The organism is Eionea flava, assembly GCF_055393785.1.
Map to the genome: position 1 here is coordinate 2,141,041 of NZ_AP036018.1, position 24,662 is coordinate 2,165,702.

Below are 24,662 nucleotides of genomic sequence, written 5' to 3' on the forward strand. Positions count from 1 at the left end.
TTACCTATTTAAAGGAATGTAATTTTGATATTTCCAGTAAGAAGGCCATTAGATTTTGCGCTTATATACGATTTATATACGTAAGGTATCGCACGACCTACTGCTATTGCACTCACAATTAACCGGCACATGGTAATGAAATTAGACCACAGTGACAAGAATCGCCACACATTATGTACGTATTATTAACTTTAAGACAAAAAAAATGCCCAGACCGAAACCGATCTGAGCATATTTTGAGCACAATTCGCAATTAACGTTTTGAGAACTGTGGCTTCTTACGTGCTTTACGTAGACCAACTTTCTTACGCTCTACTTCACGCGCATCACGAGTAACGTAACCCGCTTTACGTAGTGCAGGACGATTTTCTTCGTCATACTGCATAAGCGCACGTGTTAAGCCGTGACGAATAGCACCTGCCTGACCAAAACTACCGCCGCCTTTAACCGTAGCATTGATATCGAATTGCTCAGCAGCTTCTAATAACTCAAGCGGCTGACGCACGATCATACGCGCTACTTCTCGACCAAAGTACTCTTCAATAGTACGACCGTTAATAGTAATCGCACCCGTACCTTTAGTAATAAATACACGAGCAGTCGATGTTTTACGTCGGCCTGTACCGTAATATTGAGTCGCTGTCATAATAAACTCCTAATTATAGTGTCAGTTCTTGCGGTAACTGAGCAGCATGTGGGTGCTCGGTACCGGCATAAACTTTCAATTTTTTATACATTGCACGACCTAACGGGCCTTTAGGTAACATACCTTTAACCGCGATTTCGATGGTGCGCTCAGGAGCTTTATCAATCATTTTTTCAAAGCTGAGTGACTTAATTCCACCAACATAGCCTGTGTGACGATGATACATCTTGTCTTTTGCCTTATTGCCCGTAACACGAACTTTTTCAGCATTAACAACAACGATATAGTCGCCAGTGTCTACGTGTGGAGTGTACTCAGGTTTATGCTTACCGCGTAAACGGGTAGCAATCTCTGTAGCCATACGACCGAGAGTTTTGCCATCAGCATCAATAACATACCAGTCACGTTTTACCGTTTCTGGATTGGCACTTATAGTCTTCATGTTGTGGTTGCCTTTATTGAACCGTGAAATACAGGATTTACTTCCGCCATCCGCAAAAACAAGCAAACAGTTAATATCGGAAATAAGTCCATCCAAAAAAAAGAGCGCGAATTCTATACAATTGCCCAACCATAAGCAAGCAATATATATTCGAAAGAAATGCTATCGACAAGCCACTGAACTTAAGGCGATTTTACTTAACCGCCCAATTCATGGCTTATGCGGGCGAGAGAGATACTCATGACTTTGCATCTCCAAAAGGCGGCTGACGGTACGCTCGAACTCAAAGACCAACCGGTGACCACTGTACAAGCTATTGAGCGGCTTGTCGGCAGAAATGATGAGCTTAACGCTGCGATCATAAAATTCATCCACTAGATTAATAAACCGCCGCGCCTGATCCTCTCGTTTTTCGGAAAGCTCGGGAATATTAGATAGAAGTACAGCATGGTATTCACACGCAAGCTCAATATAGTCATTCTGCGATCGGGGGCCATCACACACAGCCATAAAATCAAACCACACCACATCCTCTGCATGATAGCGAGCCTGAATAACACGCCCTTCAATCTCCAAATCAAAGACTTGACTAATTTTTTCCTTATCAGGCACCAAGCTATAGAAACTCTCATAGAGGCTTTTGTCTGCACCTTCGTCTAACGGATAATGATACAACTCTGCTTGTTCCAAGCTTCGCAGGCGATAATCCGTTCCTCCGTCAATATTAACAACCTCGGTATGCCGATTTAGCAAATCAATAGCCGGTAAAAAACGAGCACGCTGAAGACCATCTTTATAAAGCCCATCAGGAATAATATTAGAGGTGGCAACTAACGTTACTCCCTGCTTAAATAGATCGTCAAACAGTGTCGCCAAAATCATTGCATCAGTAATATCAGACACAAAGAACTCATCAAAACAGATGACTCGAGCTTCTACAGCAATTTTTTTTGCAACGATCTGTAACGGATTTTTTTCGCTATCTAGTTCTGCAAGATCACAGTGGACTCGGCGCATAAAACGATGAAAATGCGCGCGCATCTTGCGCTCAAATGGGAGACTCTCGTAGAAATTATCCATAAGATAGGTTTTTCCACGACCGACGCCCCCCCAGAAATATAAACCCCTTATAGGTACGCGATGGCTCGACAAGGAAAAACCATTCAGCACCCGAGTAATCCAGCGTGTTTTGTCCATATGATGAGCCACCAATGATTCGTATAGCGACTGCAACTTATTAACGGCGAGTTGCTGAGACTCATCAAATAAGAAATCTGGGCGTTGCAAATCTTTCTTATAACGCGCCAAAGGGGATAAATTCATTACACATAAACCTACAATTAAATAAATGCGTATTATAACGCAAGCGTTCCATTCTTTTTTCACTCATAAACATACGAGTAAAAAAGCAATATATATTATCTGTGGTGCATTCCGAGCTAGGCTGTATTCATAGAATAAAAAAGCAGGTTTTAGAGTGCGCCACGGGTTATATATTTTAATCACCTATATGCTCTAACGTTTTACTCTTCACAGACTTGAGCGTATTATCTGCTTATACACTTTACGAGGAGAAACCTGTGTTTTCATTGACCACTCTGCTTATTGCTGCAGCAACCGCGTTTATCGCCGGATGTTTATTAAGCCTATTACTCAATCGATCACTTTCACCCAGTGAAAAAAAATCGCGCGCACTAGAAACTCGTCTCCAAGAAACGGAAGAAAAGCTCACTAACTACCAACAAGAAGTCACAGACCACTTCGCTCAAACAGCACAATTAGTGAACAATTTAACTCAAAACTATAAAGATGTTCACGAACATTTAGCGGGTAGCGCTCTCAAGCTAGCCAACGTTGACATTAGCCGACAACTGCTTTCAACCGGTGTTAACGATAATGACAAACCACTAAATGATAACGAAGAAACGTTTCAACCACCTAAAGATTGGGCTCCCGGAGAAGGTGCTCTTAGCGAAAGTTATGGCCTAGAAAAAGAGCGCGACGCACTCGTTAAAGAAACAACACCTGAAAGCCCGCTCAGTCAAAGCAATACAAGCCAATAATTAATTGAGCAATGTAATGACCAAAGATAAGCATGCGTAAACTATTTTCATTTTTAGGCTGGCCTATCGCTATTGGCATTACCGTTGGCCTAATCACCGTACTGGCAACACCCAGTCTACGCTACACACTTGGGCAACAACTTAGCGCCCAATTTATACCCGCCAATCAGCAGCCCATATCATACGCAGACGCTGTCAGCCGCGCAGCGCCAGCTGTTGTAAATATTTTTTCACGCAAGCGTATTAACTCACCGCGCAACCCACTGTTTGACGACCCTCTGTTCAGACACTTTTTTAACAGTGCCGACATCCCTCAACAGCAACGTATGTCTGCTGCGCTAGGCTCTGGTGTCATCATCAATAATGAGGGGTACTTACTCACCAACGACCATGTCATTGCTGATTCTGAGGAAATTATCGTCTCTCTATATGATGGACGAGAAATGCGTGCAGAAGTTATTGGTTCAGACCCCGAAACAGACTTGGCAGTATTAAAAATTTCCGCCAAAAATATTCAATCCATTACGCTAGGCGAACCACAAAAAACTCGAATTGGCGATGTCGTTCTTGCGATCGGCAATCCGTTTAGTGTCGGACAAACAGTCACCCAAGGAATTATTTCCGCCACGGGACGACATGGTTTAGGCATTAATGTTTACGAGAATTTTTTACAAACAGACGCCGCCATCAATCCAGGAAATTCTGGCGGCGCACTGATTGACGCGCGCGGCAAACTTCTAGGTATTAACACCGCCATATTAAACAATAAGTCATCAGGCTCTGGCGTTGGCATTGGCTTTGCTATTCCTGCTGACATTGCCGTCAATATCATGACCGATATTATCGCTTCCGGGCAAGCGATTCGAGGATGGCTAGGTATTGAAGCGCGCACATTAGATGAAGGCATTATTCGCACTTACAACTTACAAAGTGGCAGCGGAGTAATGATTACAAGCATTTATCCAAACGGGCCGGCAGACAAAGCCGGCATTTTGGTTGGCGACATTATTACGCATATCAACCAAAAGCCCATCGTCAACGGTCGTGAAGGTATGAATTTAATTGCTAGCGTTAGACCTAACGATTCGGTACAGGTGACAATATCAAGAGAAGGGAAATCTCAGCGGTTAAGCGCGACTGTCGGGACACGCCCTAAAAACTTATAGAACCACAGCGATAAACTTTTACTCAGTAGTACCCATAATAACCAAAGCGGCGAACGCTCCTTAAGCTGACCACTTTGCTATTTACTACCAATCGTCAATATCAATCGCTACCATCAAGAATACGGTATTCTGCCGATCGAGCATGAGCCTCAAGGGACTCTCCCCTCGCTAATACAGAGGCTACCGCACCTAAACGACTTGCACCCTCGGCAGAGCAATAAATTAAGGAGCTACGTTTTTGGAAATCATAGACACCCAAAGGCGAAGAAAAACGCGCTGTTCCCGATGTTGGCAACACATGATTGGGGCCCGCACAATAATCACCTAAGGCCTCTGACGTATGGCGCCCCATAAATATAGCGCCCGCGTGACGAATATCATCTATATAGGATTCTGGATCATCAACAGATAACTCAAGATGCTCTGGCGCGATACGATTAATAAGCTCGATCACTTCTTGCTTATTCGCAGCAAGAATTAACGCACCTCGGTTTTGCAAAGACACTCGAGCAATAGACTCACGAGACAACGAAGGCAGCAAGGCTTGAATACTTTGATCAACACGCTCAAGAAACTCTGCATTATCTGTAAGCAAAATCGCTTGGGCCTGCTCATCATGCTCAGCCTGAGAAAAAAGATCCATCGCAATCCAATCTGGATCGGTATGACCATCACAAACAACCAGTATTTCCGATGGCCCCGCAATCATATCAATCGCCACTTCACCGAAAACGGCACGCTTAGCGGTAGCCACATAGATATTGCCCGGACCAACAATTTTATCTACTTTAGGGATCGATTCCGTCCCATAAGCTAGCGCTGCAATCGCCTGCGCACCGCCAATCGTGTAAACCGCATCAACCCCAGCTATTGCTGCAGCCGCTAGTACCAGCGGATTAACCTCACCGTCAGGTGCGGGCACCACCATGACAACCTCACTAACACCTGCAACCTTGGCCGGAATCGCATTCATCAAAACAGATGACGGATAAGAAGCCTTACCTCCGGGCACATAAAGACCAACACGATCCATTGCCGTCACCTTTTGACCCAACACCGTGCCGTCATCCTCTGTAAACTGCCACGACTGCTGCACTTGGTGCTCATGATACGCACGCACTCTATTCGCAGCCGTTTCTAGGGCATTACGCTGATCAGTCGGCAAGCCTGCTAATGCATCGTCAAGAGCCTGCTGAGATATAGTCACTTGAGTGATATTGCTCACAGAGCGTCGATCAAAACGATTCGTGCAATCTAATACCGCTTGATCGCCATCACGCTTTACATTTTTCAATATTTTATCGACGGTTGCAGCAACTGCAGGGTCGGAAACAGAATCCCAAGCTAACAAGGCATCTAGTTTTTTAGAGAAACCACCGTCGGTCGTCGATAAATGTGAAATCGTCACGACACGACCGCCCTTGCAACCGCATCAACTACAGGTTGCATCAACGCATGCTTCATTTTCATGGATGCTTTATTAGCAATAAGACGTGAGCTAATGTCGGCTATCTCTGTACGCGCCTCTAAACCATTGGCACGCAATGTATTACCGGTATCGACAATATCCACAATCTCATCGGCCAACCCCATGATCGGCGCTAACTCCATTGCACCATATAGTTTAATAAAATCGGCTTGCCGCCCCTGCTCTGCATAAAACTGCCTAGCAACATTGACATATTTTGTCGCGACTTTGATACGCCCACTTTTTTCTGGCTCACCTTTAATGCCTGCTGTCATTAGTTTGCAACGAGCAATACCCAGATCAACCAAGGAATACAAACCATCCCCGCCATGCTCCATTAGCGTATCTTTTCCTGCAATCCCTATATCTGCAGCACCTAGCTGTACATAAGTGGGAACATCGCTACCGCGAAGCACTAACAAACGCACGTTGGCTACATTCGTTTCAAAGGCCAACTTGCGGCTTTTCTTAATATCTTCTGCAGGGACAATGCCAGCCACTGCCAACAATGGTAAGGTTTCTTCTAGGATACGGCCTTTAGTTAAGGCCAAGGTAAGCTGAGACATACGATACTCTTGAATAATAAAATAGCAGGGCAAAGCCCTTAACCCGGGACACGACGAATGTTGACGCCCAACATTTGCAATTTTTCTTCAATACATTCATAACCACGATCGATGTGATAGATACGGTCAACCACTGTGTCGCCATCGGCCACTAAAGCCGCAATCACCAAACTCGCCGACGCGCGTAAATCCGTTGCCATTACCGGCGCCGCCTTCAAACGCTCAACACCGGTAACTAAAGCCGTATTTCCCTCTAAGGTAATTTGGGCTCCCATACGATTTAATTCGTGAATTTGAATCAAACGATTTTCGAAAATAGTTTCGACCACCGTAGAAGAACCTTCTGCAACCGCATTCATTGCCGTAAATTGTGCCTGCATATCCGTGGGAAACGCAGGATACGGCGCCGTTTTGAGGCTCACAGCTTTAGGTCGACGCCCTTCCATATCTAATGCAATCCAATCTTCACCACTCGTGATAATAGCACCCGCCTCTTCTAACTTAACGAGCACCGCTTCCAATATATCGGGGCGAGTATCTTTTAGCTTCACCGAACCACGCGTTGCGGCTGCTGCCGCTAAAAAAGTGCCGGTTTCTATCCGATCAGGCATAACCTGATAATGGCACCCCTGAAGACGGTCGACACCCTCAATGGTCAGAGTGTCCGAACCTATACCTTCAATTTTGGCGCCCATCGCAATTAAGCAGTGGCTTAAGTCAACAATCTCAGGTTCACGCGCAGCGTTTTGCAATACCGTACGCCCTTCGGCTAGCACAGCAGCCATCAGAAGGTTTTCTGTACCACCTACGGTAACAGTGTCCATAAAAATATTAGCGCCTTTTAAGCGACCATTACTTTTTGCACGAATATAACCTTCATCCACTTCAATAATTGCCCCCATTGCTTCCAATCCACGTAAGTGAATATCAACAGGACGACTACCTATCGCACAACCACCGGGGAATGAGACGTTCGCCTCGCCATAACGAGCCAATATCGGGCCTAATACTAAAATTGATGCGCGCATCGTTTTTACCAACTCATAAGGAGCGGTGTACTCCTTAATCGTATTGGCATCGATCTCAACCGTCATTTTTTCATTCAACGTAATCGACAACCCCATGCTACGCAATAAAGCCAACATCGTTGTAATATCGTTAAGGTGAGGCAAGTTACCAATTTGAATGGGAGAATCAGCAAGAATAGTAGCGGCCAAAATAGGCAACGCGGAGTTCTTAGAGCCGGAAATTCGAATTTCGCCACTTAAGGCTCCGCCGCCTTTGATAATGAGTTTATCCATGAATATATACTATGTAATTAATAAGGAAATAAGGTGAGAAAAACTAAAAATGATGGCGCCAATATGTCAATCGCTACCCAGCTTCTTCAGGAGTCAGTGTTTTCATATTCACCGCATGGATAACACCACTGGCAATATGTTGTGAGAGTGCGGCGTACACGTTTTGCTGTCGCTTCAACGTGTTAAGGCCATCAAATTCGCTACTAACTATACGCAGCGCCACATGGCTGCCTTCGACCTCAACTTCAATAGTAACGGCGTTAATATGCTGCTCTAAAAGGGATTTAATGACATCAGGTTCCATAATACTACTCAATAGATAGGTTAATAATTGCGAATATTTGTCTACGTCGACTTAATTAGTGAAAAACCATCGAAAAAGGCCGCAGTGTAATCAATATTCACTAGCAATGCACTTAAAGGACACCTTTTTCCCACTCTTCGATTGTTTTGATCACATCACCGTCATTTTTTTCTACCGCTGCAGCAAATTGCCCACGGAATGTTTGACCAAAATTAATGCCATTAAGAATCAGGTTAATCATTTTCCACTGCCCTTGGCGGTTCATCGCCATCGAGTAAGACACTTTTGTCACACCCGACGAGCTGGAAACTTCTTGTAAAACAGTTGTTCGGCGCGCATCACCCAAAGGCTCTTGAGGCGGTTTAACGTCAATAGACAAACCCTTAAAGCCAGACAAACCCTTACCATAGGTATTCACTAAACCTTTTTTAAACACCTCTGCAAACATACGCTGCTGCTCTTTAGACAATCCTTCTCCATGACGACCTAGCACGCCACGAGCGATATAATCAAAAGCGACCACAGGATCGAGTATCTCTGAAATTTTTTGGATAAAAAGATCAATATCTGCTGCAGGATCAATGCCCGTTTCCAAAAGCGCCAATACATTTTGTGTTGTTTCATGTACCACTTGATGGGGAGCAGAATCAAACGGCTGTGCCTGAACATTGGTCACAGCCAACATTAAAACGCAGACAGAAATAACATTGACTACTAGCCGACGCAGCGCTTTAAATAATAATTGATAGCCATTCAACATAAGATTTCCTTTAAAATAAGATTACGTCATTCTTTACCGCATACTAATGCAGCAAAAATCGTACTGACAATCGCTTCACATGACGAGCAAACGCCATAAAAACATACCTTAATAGCAAGACCACCAAGTTACAGTAAACAACTGAACACAGCATGAATAATTGCTGACTTTTAAGGCCGCACACTATACCATTTGCCGCCTTCAACTGACATGACATAAACCATTTTTCTGGCAGGCAAATACAATTTACTGCCGTCAATTACATGAGAGCAAGTATGATAACAAGTATTTTACCGTGGCTAGCCATACTCGCTGGATTTGCAGGACTAATATGGAGCGCTGATCGGTTCATTGATGGCAGTGCTGCTATTGCCAATAACTTTGGCGTCCCCAAATTATTAATCGGCCTAACCGTTGTCGCATTTGGCACCTCAGCCCCGGAAATTGTGGTATCCGTCAGCGCTTCTTTGCGTGGCGCGGGCGAAATTGCTATCGGTAACGCGATTGGGTCTAATTTAGCAAACATCGGCTTAGTTCTCGGCATAACAACGCTACTCGCTCCCCTTACCTTTAAACATCACATGCTACGACAAGAAGTGCCTATTATGCTGGCGATTATGGGCATTGCTGGATGGTTTTTGTATAACGGTGAACTCAGCCAGCGCGAAGGAATACTTCTCGTATCACTCATGATTCCATTAATCGGGTGGTTGATTTACAACAAAAAGCAACACCCCGAAGAGGAAGAGGACATCCCATCTATGGGCATGCTAAGTGCTGCACTCTGGTTCGGCATTGGCCTAGCACTCTTGGTGACTAGCGCTGAAGTACTGGTATGGGGAGCAACCACCATTGCGACAGGGTTCGGCATTAGCCCACTCGTGATAGGGCTCACTGTCATTGCCATCGGTACGAGCTTACCCGAGCTTGCTGCATCAGTGATGAGTACACTCAAAGGGCATTACGATATCGCCATTGGCAATGTTATCGGCTCTAATATTTTTAATTTGCTGTTAGTCGCTGGCATACCTGCCATTATCCATCCACTATCGATGACGGAGGATGTTTTTTACAGAGACTATCTTTCAATGATTGCACTGACCGGTGCCCTATGCCTGCTTATGCTCTGTGCCGTTTTTATTCGCAAAAAGCCAACCATTGGCCGCATGTCAGGCATCGCTCTCTTGATACTTTATGTAGGATATTACACACTGCTAATCTTCGGCTGATACAATAAAATCGACCAATAACAGCGATAATGATGGCTCATTACCCCCTACTTTCTTCAAAATGATCAACAACATTATGACAACAGCAAACTATATTGATATTGGCAAACGCACGATTGAAATGGAGGCGCAAGAAGTGCGACGACTGATTGATCGTATCGACGACACCTTCCACAAAGCCTGCGAGCTCATGGCAAATTGCCAAGGAAAGGTCATTATCACCGGCATGGGGAAGTCGGGACATATTGCAAAAAAAATTGCAGCAACACTAGCCAGTACGGGCACTCCCGCTTTTTTTATCCATCCGGGAGAAGCTAGCCATGGCGACTTAGGGATGATTGATAACAATGACGTCATTGTGGCGATTTCAAACTCTGGCAACTCAGCAGAAGTTGTCGCACTCATCCCTCTTTTTCACCGCCTAAAAACACCACTAATAAGTATGACGGGGAATAGCGACTCACCACTGGCTCTAGCCGCTGACGTCAATCTCGACATTAGCGTTAATTGCGAAGCCTGCCCTCTCGATCTTGCGCCGACGTCTAGCACGACAGTTACACTTGTGATGGGAGATGCACTCGCGGTTGCTCTTTTAGAAGCCAAAGGATTCAGCGCGGAAGACTTTGCCTTTTCTCACCCGGGTGGCGCATTGGGCAAAAGGCTACTGCTTAAAGTATCGGACATTATGCATACCGCGAGCGATATACCTCGCGTTGATTGTCAGCTATCGTTAAGCGATGCACTATTAGAAATGACACAAAAAGGCTTGGGCATGACCACAGTTATTGATCAAGATGAACAACTGGCTGGCATATTTACAGACGGAGACCTGCGAAGAACTATCGACTCAGGACAAGACATCAGACAAACCCGCATTGACACCGTTATGAATACATCTCCCAATACCATCAATGAAGGCATGCTCGCTGCAGAAGCGCTAGGGTTAATGGAAGATAAATCGATTACATCACTCGTGGTATGCAATACTCAAGGCCAGCTCACCGGTGTTATACACCTGCATGATATTTTACGATCAGGCATTCTTTAATGAGCATTTTTTAATGAACAATAACGCATTAACACATCCCGTCGTTGCCGACGATATTATCCAACGGGCAAAAGACATTACTCTGCTTGTACTCGACGTGGATGGTGTTCTTTCCGATGGAAGATTATTTTTTTCAAATAGCGGCGAAGAAATTAAAGCTTTTCACTCACTCGACGGGCACGGCATCAAAATGCTTCAGCGTTCAGGTGTAGATGTTGCCATTATTACTGGACGCACCAGCCATATCGTTGAACGACGAGCCCACAGCTTAGGTATAAAATATTTATTACAGGGCAGAGAAGACAAGCTGAATGCATTAACAGAGCTGCTCGAACAACGCCCTACCGAATATAGTAATATCGCACACATGGGAGACGACTACCCAGACTTAGCCTTAATTCGTCGAGTAGGCCTAGGGCTAACAACCGCCAATGCACACTACGCCGTCCAACACTATAGCCATTGGCAAAGCCAATTCAATGGTGGCGAAGGCGCTGTTAGAGAAGCCTGTGACCTCATTATGCGAGCACAAGGCACTTTCGATGATGCGCTCGCCAATTATCTATAGCTAGACATTATGAGTAAATTACATATTGCCGCCATCATTGGCCTATCACTGATACTGTGCTTTATTCTCTGGCAATCCCCACCCCAATTATTAAAAGAATTAGGTGATAGCGATACAACTCAAGCATCAATACACCCTGATGGTTTTTTAGTGAACTCAAAAACGACTCAATATAACGAAGACGGAAATATTTCACACATAATGACCAGCGATAGGACTCACTATTTTCAGCCTGAAAACGCACCCCACTATAGCTTGCTCACCACCCCCTATATCCGCGCATACGACACAACATCCATGGCAACTCAAAAAGAAGCCAATGCTACATGGCAAGCCTCCTCTAAAGCCGCAAAAGCAACTGACGATGACAAGGTAATCACCATGAGTGGTGACGTATTACTCATACAACAGGCCAATACCCAAAACGCACCAGCAACAACGATAGAAACTGAAACCCTATTGCTTAAGCCAAACGAGCAATACGCGGAAACTGACAAACCTGTTATCATAAAAAACGCCTCTGGAGTGACCACATCAACTGGAATGACGGTTTCACTAGACAAAAATACAATTGAGTTACTATCAAATGTTAGGAGCCGGTATGAGCCTCGTTAAACCCGTAGCACTTACTCTATTTGGGATATACAGCATGATGTTAATCATGCCTCAAGCCGCTATGGCGCTGCCGGATGATAGGCAGCAACCCATTAATGTCAGCGCAGACAAAGCAAGAAAGAACAGCAACCAAGGGCTGACGACTTATCAGGGTAATGTCGTCATCACACAAGGATCAATCCGCATCACCGGCGATGAAGTTGCCATTTACGACGACAATGGCCAAGTGAACAAAATGATCGCTAAAGGCCAGCTAGCGGAATTTAGGCAGCGACCCCAAATAAATGAGCCAGAGACGATCGCTAACGCCTCAACCATTGAATACGATATTAATGACGAAACACTTGTCCTGCTAGACAATGCCAAATTAGAACAGGCTGGGGATATCACCACCAGCAATAAAATCACTTATGACATGAAGAGCACAATAGTGAATGCGGGAGATGATAATGGCCGAGTCATTATGACACTTCAACCATCCAACCCGACCGACCAAAAAACACAGCCCTAGCCTTTTACTATGCCCAGTCTACACGCTACACATCTTGCCAAAAGCTACAAAAAACGCCCTGTCGTTATCGACGTTTCAATGACCGTAAAAAGCGGGCAAATTGTGGGGTTGCTAGGGCCAAATGGTGCCGGTAAAACCACCTGTTTTTATATGATTGCGGGCCTAATTCCTGCTGATAGAGGGGCTGTCAAAATTGACGACAACGATATTAGTGAACTGCCAATGCATGGTCGAGCGCGCGCAGGTATTGGCTACCTACCGCAAGAGGCCTCGGTATTTAGGAAGCTCACTGTCAGCGAAAACATTTTAGCCATATTAGAAACACGTAAAGAGCTTAATCGTACACAACGCCTAGAAAAGCTAGAAACCTTACTGCAAGAATTTCACATTACGCATATTAAAAACTCCCTTGGCATGGCGCTATCTGGCGGAGAAAGACGACGTGTCGAAATTGCCCGAGCACTTGCAACAGAGCCTACGTTTATTCTTTTAGACGAGCCATTCGCTGGTGTCGACCCCATCTCGGTGAACGATATAAAACAAATTATTACTCACTTACAACAACGCGGCATCGGCGTGCTAATTACCGACCACAATGTACGCGAAACACTCACTATCTGCGAAAAAGCCTATATAGTCAGCGAAGGCCACATTATTGCTCAAGGCTCACCCGATGAAGTGCTACAAAACGAGCAAGTTAAAGCCGTATACCTTGGTGATAATTTTTCACTTTAAACAGCGTTTCACCACCCAAGCCTGAACAAAAAGCAACCAGTGAAGCGGGACTGCTTTGCCTAAACTATAAAAGGCATAAGTCTTGCTTATCACCCACTGACTGACTAGAATCATAACAGTTAATAAATATTTCATTGGCATAGCACCATAGATATAGATACCCTATTTACGCTCGCCAATTAACTTATACAGGTGCAGATAGATACCGCTCCTTTACGTTCAATTGAGACCTTTGCACGAAAGCTATTTTGCCCTCATTTCACGCAAAGATTTCAATAGGTGTTTTAGGCCTCACTCAGACAGTAACGAGATACGTTGGCGAAATGAAGCAATCACTACAGCTAAAAATGGGGCAAAGCCTCACGATGACCCCTCAGCTACAGCAGGCCATTCGCCTGTTGCAGCTTTCTACTCTCGATTTACAGAATGAAATTCAAGAAGCTCTCGACAGCAACCCCATGCTAGAAGTGGAAGAGAGCTTCAAAAACGATGCCAGCTCAGCAACAGAAACCAGTGTCAACTCGCAATCAGAAACCCCCGCCAAAACAGACGATGGAGCAGATAAAACAACGGATCAATCGATCGGCAGCGACGTATCTGAGCACGATACTCGCGTAGACCGTGACGATAAAAATGATGCATCATCACCAGAAACCGAATGGTCGCAAGATAATATCCCAGACGACTTACCTGTGGATACTAGTTGGGATGATGTATACCAGCCAAGTGGTTCGTCAGCCGCATCGACTCCCAATGAAGACTCAATGTTCGAAGCGCAGCGTAGCGGGTCGGAGAGCCTTCAAGACCATTTAATGTGGCAACTAAACCTTACCCCCTTTTCTGACAAAGACTACTCAATCGCTCTTACGATTATTGATGATATTCAACCCTCTGGCATGCTGTCATCCAATATGGACGATATTATTGAGGGGCTGCAGCGAGCATTGGACGACGTTGAAGAAGATGAAGTGTACGCCGTACTGCATCGCTTACAACAATTCGACCCCCCGGGTGTCGCGAGCCAAAATTTAAGCGAGTGTATTGTTATACAGCTTAATCAGTTACTTCTGCATCACGATTCAAATCAAACGATACCTGGGCTAGAAGCTGCTAAGCGCATCGCAACCGATTATCTGCCGTTACTGGGTACGCGCGACTACAAAACTATTATGCGCAAGCTACGAATAAAAGAAGATGAGCTGAAGTTAGCCATTAGCTTAATTCAAAGCATTAACCCTCACCCCGGCGAAGATATTGGTAGTAGTGATACTGAATACGTGGTGCCAGATGTTTTTGTTAGCAAGCACGAAGGACATTGGCTCGTAGAGCTCAACCCTGATATTGCCCCTAAAATTCGTATTAACGATCAGTACGCCAACTTGGTCAAGCGAGCCGATTCCAGTAGCGACAACACATTTTTAAAAGATAACCTACAAGAAGCCAAGTGGTTTTTGAAAAGCCTACAAAGTCGTAACGAGACACTATTAAAAGTCGCCACCGCTATTGTCGAAAAACAAAGAGGCTTTTTGGATTTTGGCGAAGAAGCTATGAAGCCTCTCGTGCTACACGACATTGCTGACATTGTAGAAATGCATGAATCAACCATCTCTCGAGTCACTACGAATAAATATATGCATACCCCGAAAGGGATATTTGAACTGAAATATTTTTTCTCAAGTCACGTAACAACCGACAGCGGGGGAGAATGCTCTTCTACGGCAATCCGCGCTATTATCAAAAAACTCATTGCAGCAGAGAATACCGCCAAACCGCTAAGTGACAACAAAATCACTAATTTATTGGCAGAGCAAGGCATCAAAGTTGCCCGCCGAACTATTGCAAAATACAGAGAGTCAATGTCAATTCCGCCATCCAATGAACGCAAGCAGCTCATGTAAAGGCACTTAATACAACCATAGAGATTAAACCGAAAAATGGATATACCATCACTTCTATCATCGACTAATGTGCTCTGCCAACAAGACAGTAGCAGCAAAAAAAGACTACTAGAAAATATTGCCGAACACCTTAGCCAAGTGAATCAAGATCTCAGTGCTACCGATACATTCAGCGCTTTAATCGCTCGTGAAAAACTCGGCTCAACAGGAATAGGCAATGGCATAGCGATTCCTCATTGTCGTATTAGCGAATGTAAAAAAATCACTGCAATGCTAGTTACACTAAAACAAGGAATTGACTTTGACGCCATTGATAACGAAAAAGTGGATGTTATTTTTGTCCTAATTGTTCCCGAAGATGCCAATGACGATCACCTTAAAACACTCGCAAGCATTGCGGAGGTGTTTTCAAATGATGCTATTTTACAAAAAGTCAGGCAAGCACAAGACATCGATACCTTAATAAAAGTATTTATTTGATTGACTTTTAACCGAGAAAAACAGCAAACGCGACACCTATATCAGATTCAAAACCATCGGCGTTTAACGAAATAATGAGAATCGCGCGATAAACCAAGCAATGCCATCACATTGCAACATGAGGCAATTATGCAACTGATTATCATAAGTGGTAGCTCTGGATCGGGGAAAAGTACTGCACTTCATGTTTTGGAAGATATCGGCTTTATTTGTATTGATAATCTACCCACCTCGCTAATTACGACATTAGCTAAGCATAGCGCCTCTCTTTCTGATGTTCGGTATGCCATTAGCATTGATGCGCGCAACCATAATAACTCGCTAGAACAACTGCCTGAGATACTCGCTCAAATTTCTCATCACAATTTACAACACCAAATTTTATTTTTCGATGCTACTGAAGATGTATTAATTCAACGCTTTAGTGAAACACGGCGCAAACATCCACTCAGTAACGAAAGCACAGACCTCCGTGAAGCGATTAGTAAAGAACAAAAACTGCTCAAGCCAGTACTTGATGCTGCAGATGTAAGAATTGACACCAGCGAGCTCAAATATCATGATTTACGAGATGTTATTAAACGTCGCTTTCTCGATAGCAATGAAGATAATGCCGCCATCATGTTTCAATCTTTCGGTTTTAAATATGGCATTCCTAAAGATGCCGATCTCGTCTTTGATGTCCGCTGCTTACCTAACCCACATTGGAAACCAGAGCTGCGTGCACTCACGGGTAAAGACAAAGCTGTCGCTGACTTTTTAGACCAACAAGTTGCCGTCGATGAAATGTTTCAGGACATACAACATTTTTTGACACGCTGGCTGCCAAGATACCAAGAAAATAATCGAAGCTATATTACCATCGCTATTGGATGTACCGGGGGGCAACATCGCTCAGTTTATCTTTGTGAAAAGCTCAGTCATCACTTTGGTACCACTGACCTTTCCAACAATATCCAGCACCGGCATAGGGAGCTTGTAAATCATGGTTAGCGAACCACTCATTATCATCAACAAACTTGGCCTACATGCGAGAGCAGCCGCTAAATTAACTGGTGTAGCATCACGCTTCAGTGCCTCAGTCACACTGACAGCTAATGGCAAAAACGTAGACTGTAAAAGCGTGATGTCACTTATGCTGCTGGCCGCTACCAAAGGAACAGAGATTGAAATTACTGCCGAAGGCAGCGACGAGAATCGTGCACTAGAAGCTGTCTGTCAGCTCATCAATAATCGCTTTGATGAAGACGAATAAAGACCGCGCTCATATCATTTACTGCAATATACCAACATTATGCATACGATTGACGAACAGAGTATAAACCAAACACAGGCACAGCTTAGTCTTGTTGCCCACGTGTTAGAAAACGATGGGGAAATGCGCTCCGTCAAACGTATGCTCAATGGGTTACGACCTATTGATATTTCTCGCTTGCTAGAGTCCTCCCCACCGACAACACGTAAAGTCATCTGGTCAATGGTCGAAGATGATGTTCGCGGAGAAATATTACAAGAAGTGCCCGATGAACTGACCGGGCAAATACTCAAAACCATGAACACTCAAGAGGTCGCGGATATTACCGAAGACCTCGACGTTGATGATGTAGCCGATATATTACAACAACTACCCGACCGCATTATCCAAGAAGTTCTAGAGGCGATGTCAGTACAAAATCGCTCTAGGGTTGAAACTGTCCTCTCTTATGAAGAAGACACTGCCGGCGGCTTGATGAACACAGATATCATCACCATTAAACCGCGCTTTACACTCGATGTTGTCGTACGTTATTTACGCCGCCACAGTGAAATTCCCAATTCAACGGATCAGCTCTTTGTTGTCAACCAAGACGATGTCTTTTTAGGCACTTTATCAATGAGCAAATTACTGACATCAGATCCAAATGTTAGTGTTCGTGAAATCATGCGGACAGATGTAGATGCCCTACCTGCCCACATGCCTGATAAGCAAGTAGCAACGCTTTTTGAAGAGAATGATTGGGTATCTGCAGCAGTCATAAACGACGAAGGGAAAATTGTTGGTAGAGTCACGATTGATGACGTTGTTGATGTCATTATCGAAGAAGCTGATCACTCAATTATGAGCCTTGCAGGCTTAGGTGATGACGAAGACACATTTGCGCCCCTAATTCGCACAACACCTAGACGAGCCATTTGGTTGGGCATTAACTTACTTACGGCAATACTCGCATCTTCTGTTATCAATATCTTTCAAGACACGATTGATAAAGTGGTCGCATTAGCGGTGCTCATGCCCATTGTTGCTAGTATGGGGGGTGTGGCTGGCAGTCAAACATTGACCGTTGTCATTCGCGGTATGGCACTAGGAAAAATCGTACCCACAAACCAAGAGTGGCTGTTGCGTAGAGAAATACTCTCTGGATTACTCAATGGACTATTGTGGGCAACCGTATTAGGCGCCGTCACCTCTTGGTGGTTTAACGATATCACCATGGCCTTTATTATCGCGGCAGCAACGGTTATTAACTTGATCACCGCAGCAGTTGGCGGAACACTATTACCTGACATTTTAAAAAAACTCGGCGCCGACCCTGCGCTATCAGGAGGTGTCGCGCTAACGACACTGACGGATGTTGTTGGTTTTATGTCGTTTCTTGGGCTAGCCACTATCTTTTACCTGTAATACCTCTGGAATCTCTGTACACGCTATGAATAATACACCAACAAATAATGAGCACGAACAAGGCGATGAAGAATATATCGAGAGTCGCACAGAGCAGAAAAAATCCATGCAACAATATGTTGATATTGGAAAGCAACTCCTCAATCTCAGCAATAAACAGCTCAGCGCTATACCTCTCAATAACGAAGTACTCGATGCCTTAGAGACGGCAAAAAAAATTAGCGTAGGCAATGCCTTAAAGCGGCAACTATCTTTTTTGGCAAAACTGATTCGTAAGAGTGATTATGAAAGTATTCAAGCAGCGCTTGATAGCATTCAATTAAAAGACAAACAGTATGATCTAATAACGCAAAAAACAGAACAATGGCGCGACCGATTATTAGAGGGTGAAGCTGGGGTTCTTAGCCAATTTATTGAAAAGTACGCTTGCGACGAACGCCAAAAATTAGGTCAAATAACTCGGCATGCGATCAAAGAAGCTAAAAAGCAGCAACAAGAAAAAGACACCAATGGAAAAATAAAAACACCGAGTAAATATAAAAAACAGTTATTCTCTTTACTAAGAACACATATTGCCAACCGGCCCTATTAATTCAGTCCTCGTTCATTGAGACTTGCATCACTGTCTATCGAGTCGTCAATATAAGGGTTATTGTCAAAAATATTAATGAACTCTAGCTTAGGTTCCGCCCAATTGCCCTTAACGGAATAAGTCAGGCTTGAGACTTTATCAACTTGCGATTTAAAGATTTTATTAATAATAAATACACCAACTGCTGCAGGTAAGCCTGCAACTAACGCCGTCGCAAAGGTTAAATTCCCCCCCACGGGCAATGTTGTCACCAGTACTGCGTCAATATTCTCTTCAGAAGAGTCTATCTTGCCAGCCATGGTAAACTCACTCGATGGCGCCTTCACAATTAAGGGCTGTTGAAAATAAATATTATTTCGATCAAAGAGTAAGCGTGCTGTTAGTTGATCGTAAGCCAGCCCCTTTTGGTAAAAGTCAGAGAAATCTAGACGCATCCTACGCGCCCAAGTATTGAAATTAAACAAACCCAGCAACCGCAATATACCGCTGGCATTATTTCCTGCACCTTGACTAAAGATACCCTCACGTAATTCTACGTCCAGTGTGCCGCTCATTTTTTCAATAGCAAAGGTCGCAGGCGAACCTGCCCATGAAAGATCGGCATCAAAAGCCATCACTTGACTCGTTAATAATGCTGGCGCGCCCAAACGTGTAAACAATGCCTCAACATGTGTACCGGTTAACCGTCCACGAAATGTTGTACGTGCATTACTTTGCTGCCAAAGCAACGTTGCACCCTGCGATAGATCGTTACCATGCAAATTGATGCCCTGAGCTTTTGCATATAGTTCATTCACCTCAATACCTTCAGAGACTGGCTGCAACGAAAATCGCCATTGACCTAACGACTCTTCCCCGTAATACAGCTTATCAATAGACACATTGGTGAGCTTTAACCAAGACAGGTCAACACCGGCTAAAGGATCGATTATTTCCTTTGCGAGAAAATCAGATTGTGCAGCGGTATCAAGCACTTCTCTTTTTTCATCAGGCGCTTTTTTTGGAATAGTCAGGTAACGAAAATACGCGTTATTGGGCACAAGAGGATCATCATGTACGGTTAACTCAGCGGCAAAAAGTTCATGAGACACATCGCTACGCCATTGTGCTTGAACTCTCTCACCCGACACACTCACATTATTCAATGTATGTTTTTCTGTCAATAATGCACCCATAGAAACATCATAAAGCAAGCGCATTGCATCAGTAGGCGACGAGTATTTCTCAATATCAACAATCTCTTGCAAATCATCTTTGACCGCAAGCCATTGCTCAACATCTAATTGATCCACTTTTGCGGAAACAACAAACACATTATCCGCTACCGGCGCCGACAACGTATCATTAACCAGTAAAAAACCCGACGCAGTATTAGCCTTTTTATGCTGCTGGGAAAACTTGGCGTTAAGTGTATTCCCTAATGTCACTCTATACTCCGATGAATCTACAGATTGATTAACATTAATGGTCAATGCGTCTTTTACCTGTTTAGCTTTGTTAAACGGTTTTGGCAAATCAACTAAAATACCTTCCAGTGTAGAAGTCATTGTGAATGCTAGTTGATCGGAGACCGGCTGCGATAGCTTGTCACCATCATTAAACGGCATCGTCAACGATAACTGGTAAGGTGCTCGCCCAGAAAATCGCTGAGAACCAGAGCCATTTAGCCATTGTAAAATGGCATTAGGCGATGCGACCCCTTCGCCGGTAAGCACCAATTGCCTACTGGTATCCGCCTCTGATGTTTGTAGCTTCACCTGTAGAGGCTCATTAAGGACTTGCATCGCCAATTCGGAAGACGAGACTCCTGTCAAATTCGAATACGACAACGCACCTTCTACTTGAGACAATCCTATATTGGGCAATGATGACAAGCCCACGTTAATATCATTAGTCAAAAAATTAACAACGATAGATTGCTCATAGGCATTTGAATTTTCGACTGCAGTATTTTCAGATTTTCTTACCGTGCTTTTTTCCGACTCTACGATCGGTATCCAAACATCAATCAGCGTTTCTATATCACCGGCCACACTAACATCATCTAATAAGCCATCAAACCTTTCTCGCAATGGCGTTTCGGTAAGTAGCCGTAACCCAGATTGGGCAGAAAGGCGTGTGGCGCTGCGCACATTTAATTGACGCTGCCCATCACCGGGCCATGCAATCGATAATGAATCAACCGTTTCATCAAATAGTTGCGCATCTTTTGTATTAACAACAATTGACTGATTATCAACGAGTAAATGACCGTCTATCCCTGTTAACGATGGCCAATCTTGACTATATTCCATATCGGTATTTTGCATATCAACGGCTAACTGAAAGCTGCGTGTATTACTATCACCCGAAAACCCACCACGATAAACAAAACCTGCCTGACTGACTTCTCCCGCTTTAATACTATTCCTTAACCAAGCTCTTACATTTTCAGGAACTTTATTGGGTGTTAATAAAGCGTGATAATCCGCTTTGCTATTCACCAACCCCACGCTTAAGGAAAAATCACTTTTACGCGGCCCGTCATCCAGTGGAATATTTAATAGAAATTCACCACTGGCACGCCCAAAGTTAGCAAGCCCACTGAGAACATTACTATTAATCCACAAATCGCGACGAATAGTGTCAATGTCCCACGCCACTTGCCCCAGCAATTCATCAAACACTATCGGCTCATCATAAATTTTTGCGGGCCAAAACCCTACATTTTTTGACTCGATATTGATTACACCCGTTAAACCCTGCGCTCTCACATATCCGGTGATGTTCGACAATGCAGGAATATTATCGAATGCATCAATAGAAAAATTATCCGCTTCAAATTGCCAAACCGATTGCAAAAAATCTTGAGGATCAACATCAATTTGAACCGAATGAATACGACCCTTAGGGGACAAAAGCGCCAATACTCGAGAAGCATCATGAGAGAGTACAATATATTTTTTTGCAAATACCGATAATGATTGCAGATCTAGTTGCTCTACTTTTATCACGGCATCATGAGCACTTTTTGTTATCACCACATCGCTCAATAATGCCTGCCCATCTACGGTTGGTTGATCAACACGTATTGTTATATCGCCTGCACGATTAACGTCCCCTCCAACCAGTATGGACAACGGTATTGAACGCTTACCCACAAAATGATCACTACTTAACAATGCCTTACTAGACGCTATAACTTTCAATCTATCATTCGATAAAAAATCTAACCATACCTGACCACTAAAAGTACTTTGCAGAAAGGATTTATCTTGTCGGATAGAAGCGGCCAATCTGTTCGGTAAAAAAGCAGAAAATAAATCTGCAAGGTCATCAAACAATATATCTGAGAAAGAAACGTGAACCGTTGCCTTAGCTTTGTCAGTCTCATCACTAACATGTAAGTTAGCATTACGTTCAAACACTAACTCTACCGAGGGATTTTCGTTAATGACTAATTCAGCCGTAAGCCGTTGAAAATGACTATTTTCAGAATTTTCTGTATGAATGCGAGGCAATAATAGAGAAGTTTCATCACTATTTAATGGCGCTATATTAATGCGCACATTTTCTATCTCGACATCAGGAATATAATCTGACCAACGAAGAAAATCGCTGTAAGGTAACGAGTCACGATCATTAGATGACAACAAAAAGCCAGCAAAAAGCCACTGTTTTTGATGGTTCTGCTGAATGTAAACATCCGCATCACGCAATGATAGCTTTTCCCATGCCCACTCACGATTAATAATACTCGCGATCAGGTCGATCTGTATCTCTGCGTACCGCACATTCAAAAAAGACTGACTGTTATTTTGTGTGTCTAAGGCACTGACCACCGTATTTGCGCCACGCAATGTGATATCTTCAACGATAAAATGAGGGCTAAGACCTACCCACTGCGCCTGCAAACGGCCAATAGAAAGATTGGCATTCAGATGAGTACTGATTGTTTTTTCAATAGAGGGAAGTCCATGGTGCGCATAAGATGTCAATAAACGTGCGGCCTGCAAAAAAACAGCCAAGCATACAATAACAATAGCGACTATAAAAAATAGTCGACCTAAAAAAAATCTCAGTTTATAGGGTATTGCTTGAGACATAAAAATTTAACTATCGTTATACATCCGCATGGTGTTTTTATTGAGAACAGTTGAGCACGGCTTTGTCCTAAAGCACACCCATACACATTGTCAGAATAAGGCTCTAGCTTGGTAAGCGAAAACGAATTCTTATTTTTCTCAACACAACAACAATGAACGGGAATAATATGGCTGTGGCAGCAGCAGTTCCCAAAGAAACGATGGTATCAATATTCCTTCCCATAAGCCCCATCACCCAGTTTGAAAACAATTGATAAATACCGACTAAAATCAAGGCCCACATAGCTTGCTTCCACAGGGCGTAACTTCTCATACGCTGGTAAGACAGATGCGCAATATAAGCGACCACAATAAGCCCCAAAGTACTTTGCCCTAAAGCATTTAACAATATGATGTCTGTGATCATACCGCACACCCACGCGGAGAACACGCCAAAATATTCAGGGGAATATGTCGCCCAGTAAATAACTAACAAGGCGATAAACTCTGGGCGCCACGCTCGTGCATCAAAAGGCAGTGGCAGTATCGAAAGCAACAACGCCAAGATAAAGGAAGCAATAATAAGCCAACGCATTATTCACTGCCCGCTGATGTGGTGATTACTGGCTCACCGCCACTATGCTCGCTGTTATCAGTCATGTGGCTTTCCACTAAGGAAGATGTAACCACGCCCTCCTCTGGTTGAACTCTGTCAGCAGGAAATACGAGTAACACATGGCGACTACGATTCAATTGTGCCGTCGGTGTCGCAATCACTCGAACAAAAGACTCACCGGGATCCCGGTCAATTTCACTGACCGTCGCGACGGGGTAACCAGCGGGAAACCGCCCACCCAAACCAGAGCTCACCAGCAAGTCACCTTTTTCAATATCCATAGAACTTGGCACATAGCGCAAGCGTAATCGATATAAGTCACCGATACCTTCGATCACTGTGCGCACATTATTTCTAATTAACTGAACCGGTATCGCATGCGCATCATCGGTAATAAACAACACTTCAGAGGTATAAAGCGTAACCGCAACAATTTGCCCCACTAGACCGTACGCATCTAGCACTGCCTGACCAATATAGGCGCCATGTTGCGACCCTTTATTAATAATCACCTTATGCACTTTGGGATCAGGAGATATCCCTAATAATTCAGCAACAACAACATTATCATCCAGCAGCTGAGAAGAACCCATTAAGCCACGCAAACGATTAGCTTCATTAGAGATTGCTGCCATTTTTTGCAAACGAGCTTCTTGCAACAAAACCTGTCGGCGCAAACGCGCATTATCTTCTTCTAGAGTTTGACGGGAAGTAAAAGTGTCATCAAACCAAATACCCAATTGATTTGGCACATTTCCTATCCAATAAAAAGGAACAGCAATGTTATTCAGGTAGTAACGAGCATGAGAAAGGTAATCTGTATAACGGCCGACCGCTAACAGAATAAAAGTGATCAATACGAAAAGTACTAAACGAGAAAAATAGGAGGGGCCTTTGCTAAATAACGGTTTAATAATCAATCTCCACC

The 24,662-nt window shown here is 43.9% G+C and carries 25 protein-coding genes; 14 read left to right on the forward strand and 11 right to left on the reverse strand.

All coding sequences use genetic code 11. The annotated features are described in order from the left end of the window. Window positions 1–253: 253 nt before the first annotated feature. From rpsI to zapE, 3 genes are all read right to left on the reverse strand, one after another. On the reverse strand, window positions 254–646 hold the full coding sequence (rpsI, locus tag ACZ5O6_RS09365) for a 30S ribosomal protein S9 (RefSeq protein WP_447091823.1): 393 nt from the start codon (window positions 644–646) through the stop codon (window positions 254–256). Window positions 647–659: 13 nt separating this feature from the next. Then, window positions 660–1,088: a 50S ribosomal protein L13 gene (gene rplM / locus ACZ5O6_RS09370; RefSeq protein ID WP_447091822.1), complete on the reverse strand. Its 429-nt coding sequence runs from the start codon at window positions 1,086–1,088 to the stop codon at window positions 660–662. A gap of 210 nt (window positions 1,089–1,298) precedes the next feature. After that, window positions 1,299–2,411 carry a cell division protein ZapE gene (gene zapE, locus ACZ5O6_RS09375; RefSeq protein WP_447091821.1) on the reverse strand — a complete coding sequence of 371 codons (1,113 nt, stop codon included), beginning with the start codon at window positions 2,409–2,411 and terminating at the stop codon, window positions 1,299–1,301. Between the two features lie 257 nt (window positions 2,412–2,668). On the opposite strand from zapE, the gene ACZ5O6_RS09380 reads away from it, so the two are divergent. Together ACZ5O6_RS09380 and ACZ5O6_RS09385 are read left to right on the forward strand one after the other, a co-directional pair. Continuing rightward, the gene (locus tag ACZ5O6_RS09380; protein ID WP_447091820.1) at window positions 2,669–3,151 is read left to right on the forward strand and encodes a Z-ring associated ZapG family protein; all 483 of its coding nucleotides are present in this window, start codon (window positions 2,669–2,671) and stop codon (window positions 3,149–3,151) included. A gap of 32 nt (window positions 3,152–3,183) precedes the next feature. Further along, window positions 3,184–4,317: a trypsin-like peptidase domain-containing protein gene (locus tag ACZ5O6_RS09385; protein WP_447091819.1), complete on the forward strand. Its 1,134-nt coding sequence runs from the start codon at window positions 3,184–3,186 to the stop codon at window positions 4,315–4,317. Between the two features lie 100 nt (window positions 4,318–4,417). Here the strand turns inward: ACZ5O6_RS09385 and hisD are convergent, their stop codons facing one another. The 5 genes from hisD to ACZ5O6_RS09410 all read right to left on the reverse strand — a co-directional run bounded on the left by hisD (window position 4,418) and on the right by ACZ5O6_RS09410 (window position 8,716). Then, window positions 4,418–5,725: a histidinol dehydrogenase gene (gene hisD, locus ACZ5O6_RS09390; RefSeq protein WP_447091818.1), complete on the reverse strand. Its 1,308-nt coding sequence runs from the start codon at window positions 5,723–5,725 to the stop codon at window positions 4,418–4,420. After that, the gene (gene hisG, locus ACZ5O6_RS09395) at window positions 5,722–6,351 is read right to left on the reverse strand and encodes an ATP phosphoribosyltransferase (RefSeq protein ID WP_447091817.1); all 630 of its coding nucleotides are present in this window, start codon (window positions 6,349–6,351) and stop codon (window positions 5,722–5,724) included. The genes hisD and hisG overlap by 4 nt, the downstream gene beginning before the upstream one ends. A gap of 38 nt (window positions 6,352–6,389) precedes the next feature. Continuing rightward, window positions 6,390–7,652, reverse strand: coding sequence for a UDP-N-acetylglucosamine 1-carboxyvinyltransferase (gene murA / locus ACZ5O6_RS09400; RefSeq protein WP_447091816.1), 1,263 nt, complete (start codon window positions 7,650–7,652; stop codon window positions 6,390–6,392). 73 nt (window positions 7,653–7,725) lie between these two features. Then, window positions 7,726–7,956, reverse strand: coding sequence for a BolA family protein (locus tag ACZ5O6_RS09405; RefSeq protein WP_447091815.1), 231 nt, complete (start codon window positions 7,954–7,956; stop codon window positions 7,726–7,728). A gap of 112 nt (window positions 7,957–8,068) precedes the next feature. Further along, window positions 8,069–8,716: an MlaC/ttg2D family ABC transporter substrate-binding protein gene (locus tag ACZ5O6_RS09410; protein ID WP_447091814.1), complete on the reverse strand. Its 648-nt coding sequence runs from the start codon at window positions 8,714–8,716 to the stop codon at window positions 8,069–8,071. A gap of 275 nt (window positions 8,717–8,991) precedes the next feature. Here ACZ5O6_RS09410 and ACZ5O6_RS09415 point away from each other — a divergent pair, with 275 nt between their 5' ends. From ACZ5O6_RS09415 to yjgA, 12 genes are all read left to right on the forward strand, one after another. Next, on the forward strand, window positions 8,992–9,945 hold the full coding sequence (locus ACZ5O6_RS09415; protein WP_447091813.1) for a calcium/sodium antiporter: 954 nt from the start codon (window positions 8,992–8,994) through the stop codon (window positions 9,943–9,945). Window positions 9,946–10,021: 76 nt separating this feature from the next. Then, the gene (locus ACZ5O6_RS09420; RefSeq protein ID WP_447091812.1) at window positions 10,022–10,993 is read left to right on the forward strand and encodes a KpsF/GutQ family sugar-phosphate isomerase; all 972 of its coding nucleotides are present in this window, start codon (window positions 10,022–10,024) and stop codon (window positions 10,991–10,993) included. 13 nt (window positions 10,994–11,006) lie between these two features. Beyond that, window positions 11,007–11,561 carry a KdsC family phosphatase gene (locus ACZ5O6_RS09425; RefSeq protein WP_447091811.1) on the forward strand — a complete coding sequence of 185 codons (555 nt, stop codon included), beginning with the start codon at window positions 11,007–11,009 and terminating at the stop codon, window positions 11,559–11,561. Window positions 11,562–11,570: 9 nt separating this feature from the next. After that, window positions 11,571–12,176: an LPS export ABC transporter periplasmic protein LptC gene (gene lptC, locus ACZ5O6_RS09430; protein ID WP_447091810.1), complete on the forward strand. Its 606-nt coding sequence runs from the start codon at window positions 11,571–11,573 to the stop codon at window positions 12,174–12,176. Beyond that, window positions 12,163–12,687 carry a lipopolysaccharide transport periplasmic protein LptA gene (gene lptA / locus ACZ5O6_RS09435; RefSeq protein WP_447091809.1) on the forward strand — a complete coding sequence of 175 codons (525 nt, stop codon included), beginning with the start codon at window positions 12,163–12,165 and terminating at the stop codon, window positions 12,685–12,687. The genes lptC and lptA overlap by 14 nt, the downstream gene beginning before the upstream one ends. A 9-nt stretch (window positions 12,688–12,696) precedes the next feature. Next, window positions 12,697–13,422 (forward strand): LPS export ABC transporter ATP-binding protein, encoded by a 726-nt coding sequence (lptB, locus tag ACZ5O6_RS09440; protein WP_447091808.1) that lies wholly within the window; start codon window positions 12,697–12,699, stop codon window positions 13,420–13,422. A 323-nt stretch (window positions 13,423–13,745) separates the two neighbouring features. Beyond that, complete coding sequence (locus ACZ5O6_RS09445) at window positions 13,746–15,320, forward strand: RNA polymerase factor sigma-54 (RefSeq protein ID WP_447091807.1); 1,575 nt, start codon at window positions 13,746–13,748, stop codon at window positions 15,318–15,320. 36 nt (window positions 15,321–15,356) lie between these two features. After that, the gene (locus ACZ5O6_RS09450) at window positions 15,357–15,800 is read left to right on the forward strand and encodes a PTS sugar transporter subunit IIA (protein WP_447091806.1); all 444 of its coding nucleotides are present in this window, start codon (window positions 15,357–15,359) and stop codon (window positions 15,798–15,800) included. Window positions 15,801–15,929: 129 nt separating this feature from the next. Next, window positions 15,930–16,793: an RNase adapter RapZ gene (gene rapZ / locus ACZ5O6_RS09455; protein ID WP_447091805.1), complete on the forward strand. Its 864-nt coding sequence runs from the start codon at window positions 15,930–15,932 to the stop codon at window positions 16,791–16,793. Beyond that, entirely contained in the window at window positions 16,786–17,055 is a 270-nt protein-coding gene (locus tag ACZ5O6_RS09460) for an HPr family phosphocarrier protein (RefSeq protein ID WP_447091804.1), read from the forward strand. Before rapZ ends, ACZ5O6_RS09460 begins: the two co-directional genes overlap by 8 nt. A gap of 39 nt (window positions 17,056–17,094) precedes the next feature. Next, a complete protein-coding gene (mgtE, locus tag ACZ5O6_RS09465; RefSeq protein ID WP_447091803.1) occupies window positions 17,095–18,462 on the forward strand; it encodes a magnesium transporter in 1,368 nt (455 codons plus the stop codon). Window positions 18,463–18,487: 25 nt separating this feature from the next. Beyond that, window positions 18,488–19,054: a ribosome biogenesis factor YjgA gene (gene yjgA / locus ACZ5O6_RS09470; protein WP_447091802.1), complete on the forward strand. Its 567-nt coding sequence runs from the start codon at window positions 18,488–18,490 to the stop codon at window positions 19,052–19,054. Here yjgA and ACZ5O6_RS09475 read toward each other — a convergent pair. The 3 genes from ACZ5O6_RS09475 to mreC all read right to left on the reverse strand — a co-directional run bounded on the left by ACZ5O6_RS09475 (window position 19,051) and on the right by mreC (window position 24,654). Beyond that, window positions 19,051–23,139 carry a YhdP family phospholipid transporter gene (locus ACZ5O6_RS09475; protein WP_447091801.1) on the reverse strand — a complete coding sequence of 1,363 codons (4,089 nt, stop codon included), beginning with the start codon at window positions 23,137–23,139 and terminating at the stop codon, window positions 19,051–19,053. The two genes, yjgA and ACZ5O6_RS09475, sit on opposite strands and share 4 nt — an antisense overlap. 103 nt (window positions 23,140–23,242) lie before the next feature. Beyond that, on the reverse strand, window positions 23,243–23,713 hold the full coding sequence (gene mreD / locus ACZ5O6_RS09480; protein ID WP_447091800.1) for a rod shape-determining protein MreD: 471 nt from the start codon (window positions 23,711–23,713) through the stop codon (window positions 23,243–23,245). Next, window positions 23,713–24,654 carry a rod shape-determining protein MreC gene (gene mreC / locus ACZ5O6_RS09485; protein WP_447091799.1) on the reverse strand — a complete coding sequence of 314 codons (942 nt, stop codon included), beginning with the start codon at window positions 24,652–24,654 and terminating at the stop codon, window positions 23,713–23,715. Before mreC ends, mreD begins: the two co-directional genes overlap by 1 nt. Between the last annotated feature and the right edge of the window lie 8 nt (window positions 24,655–24,662).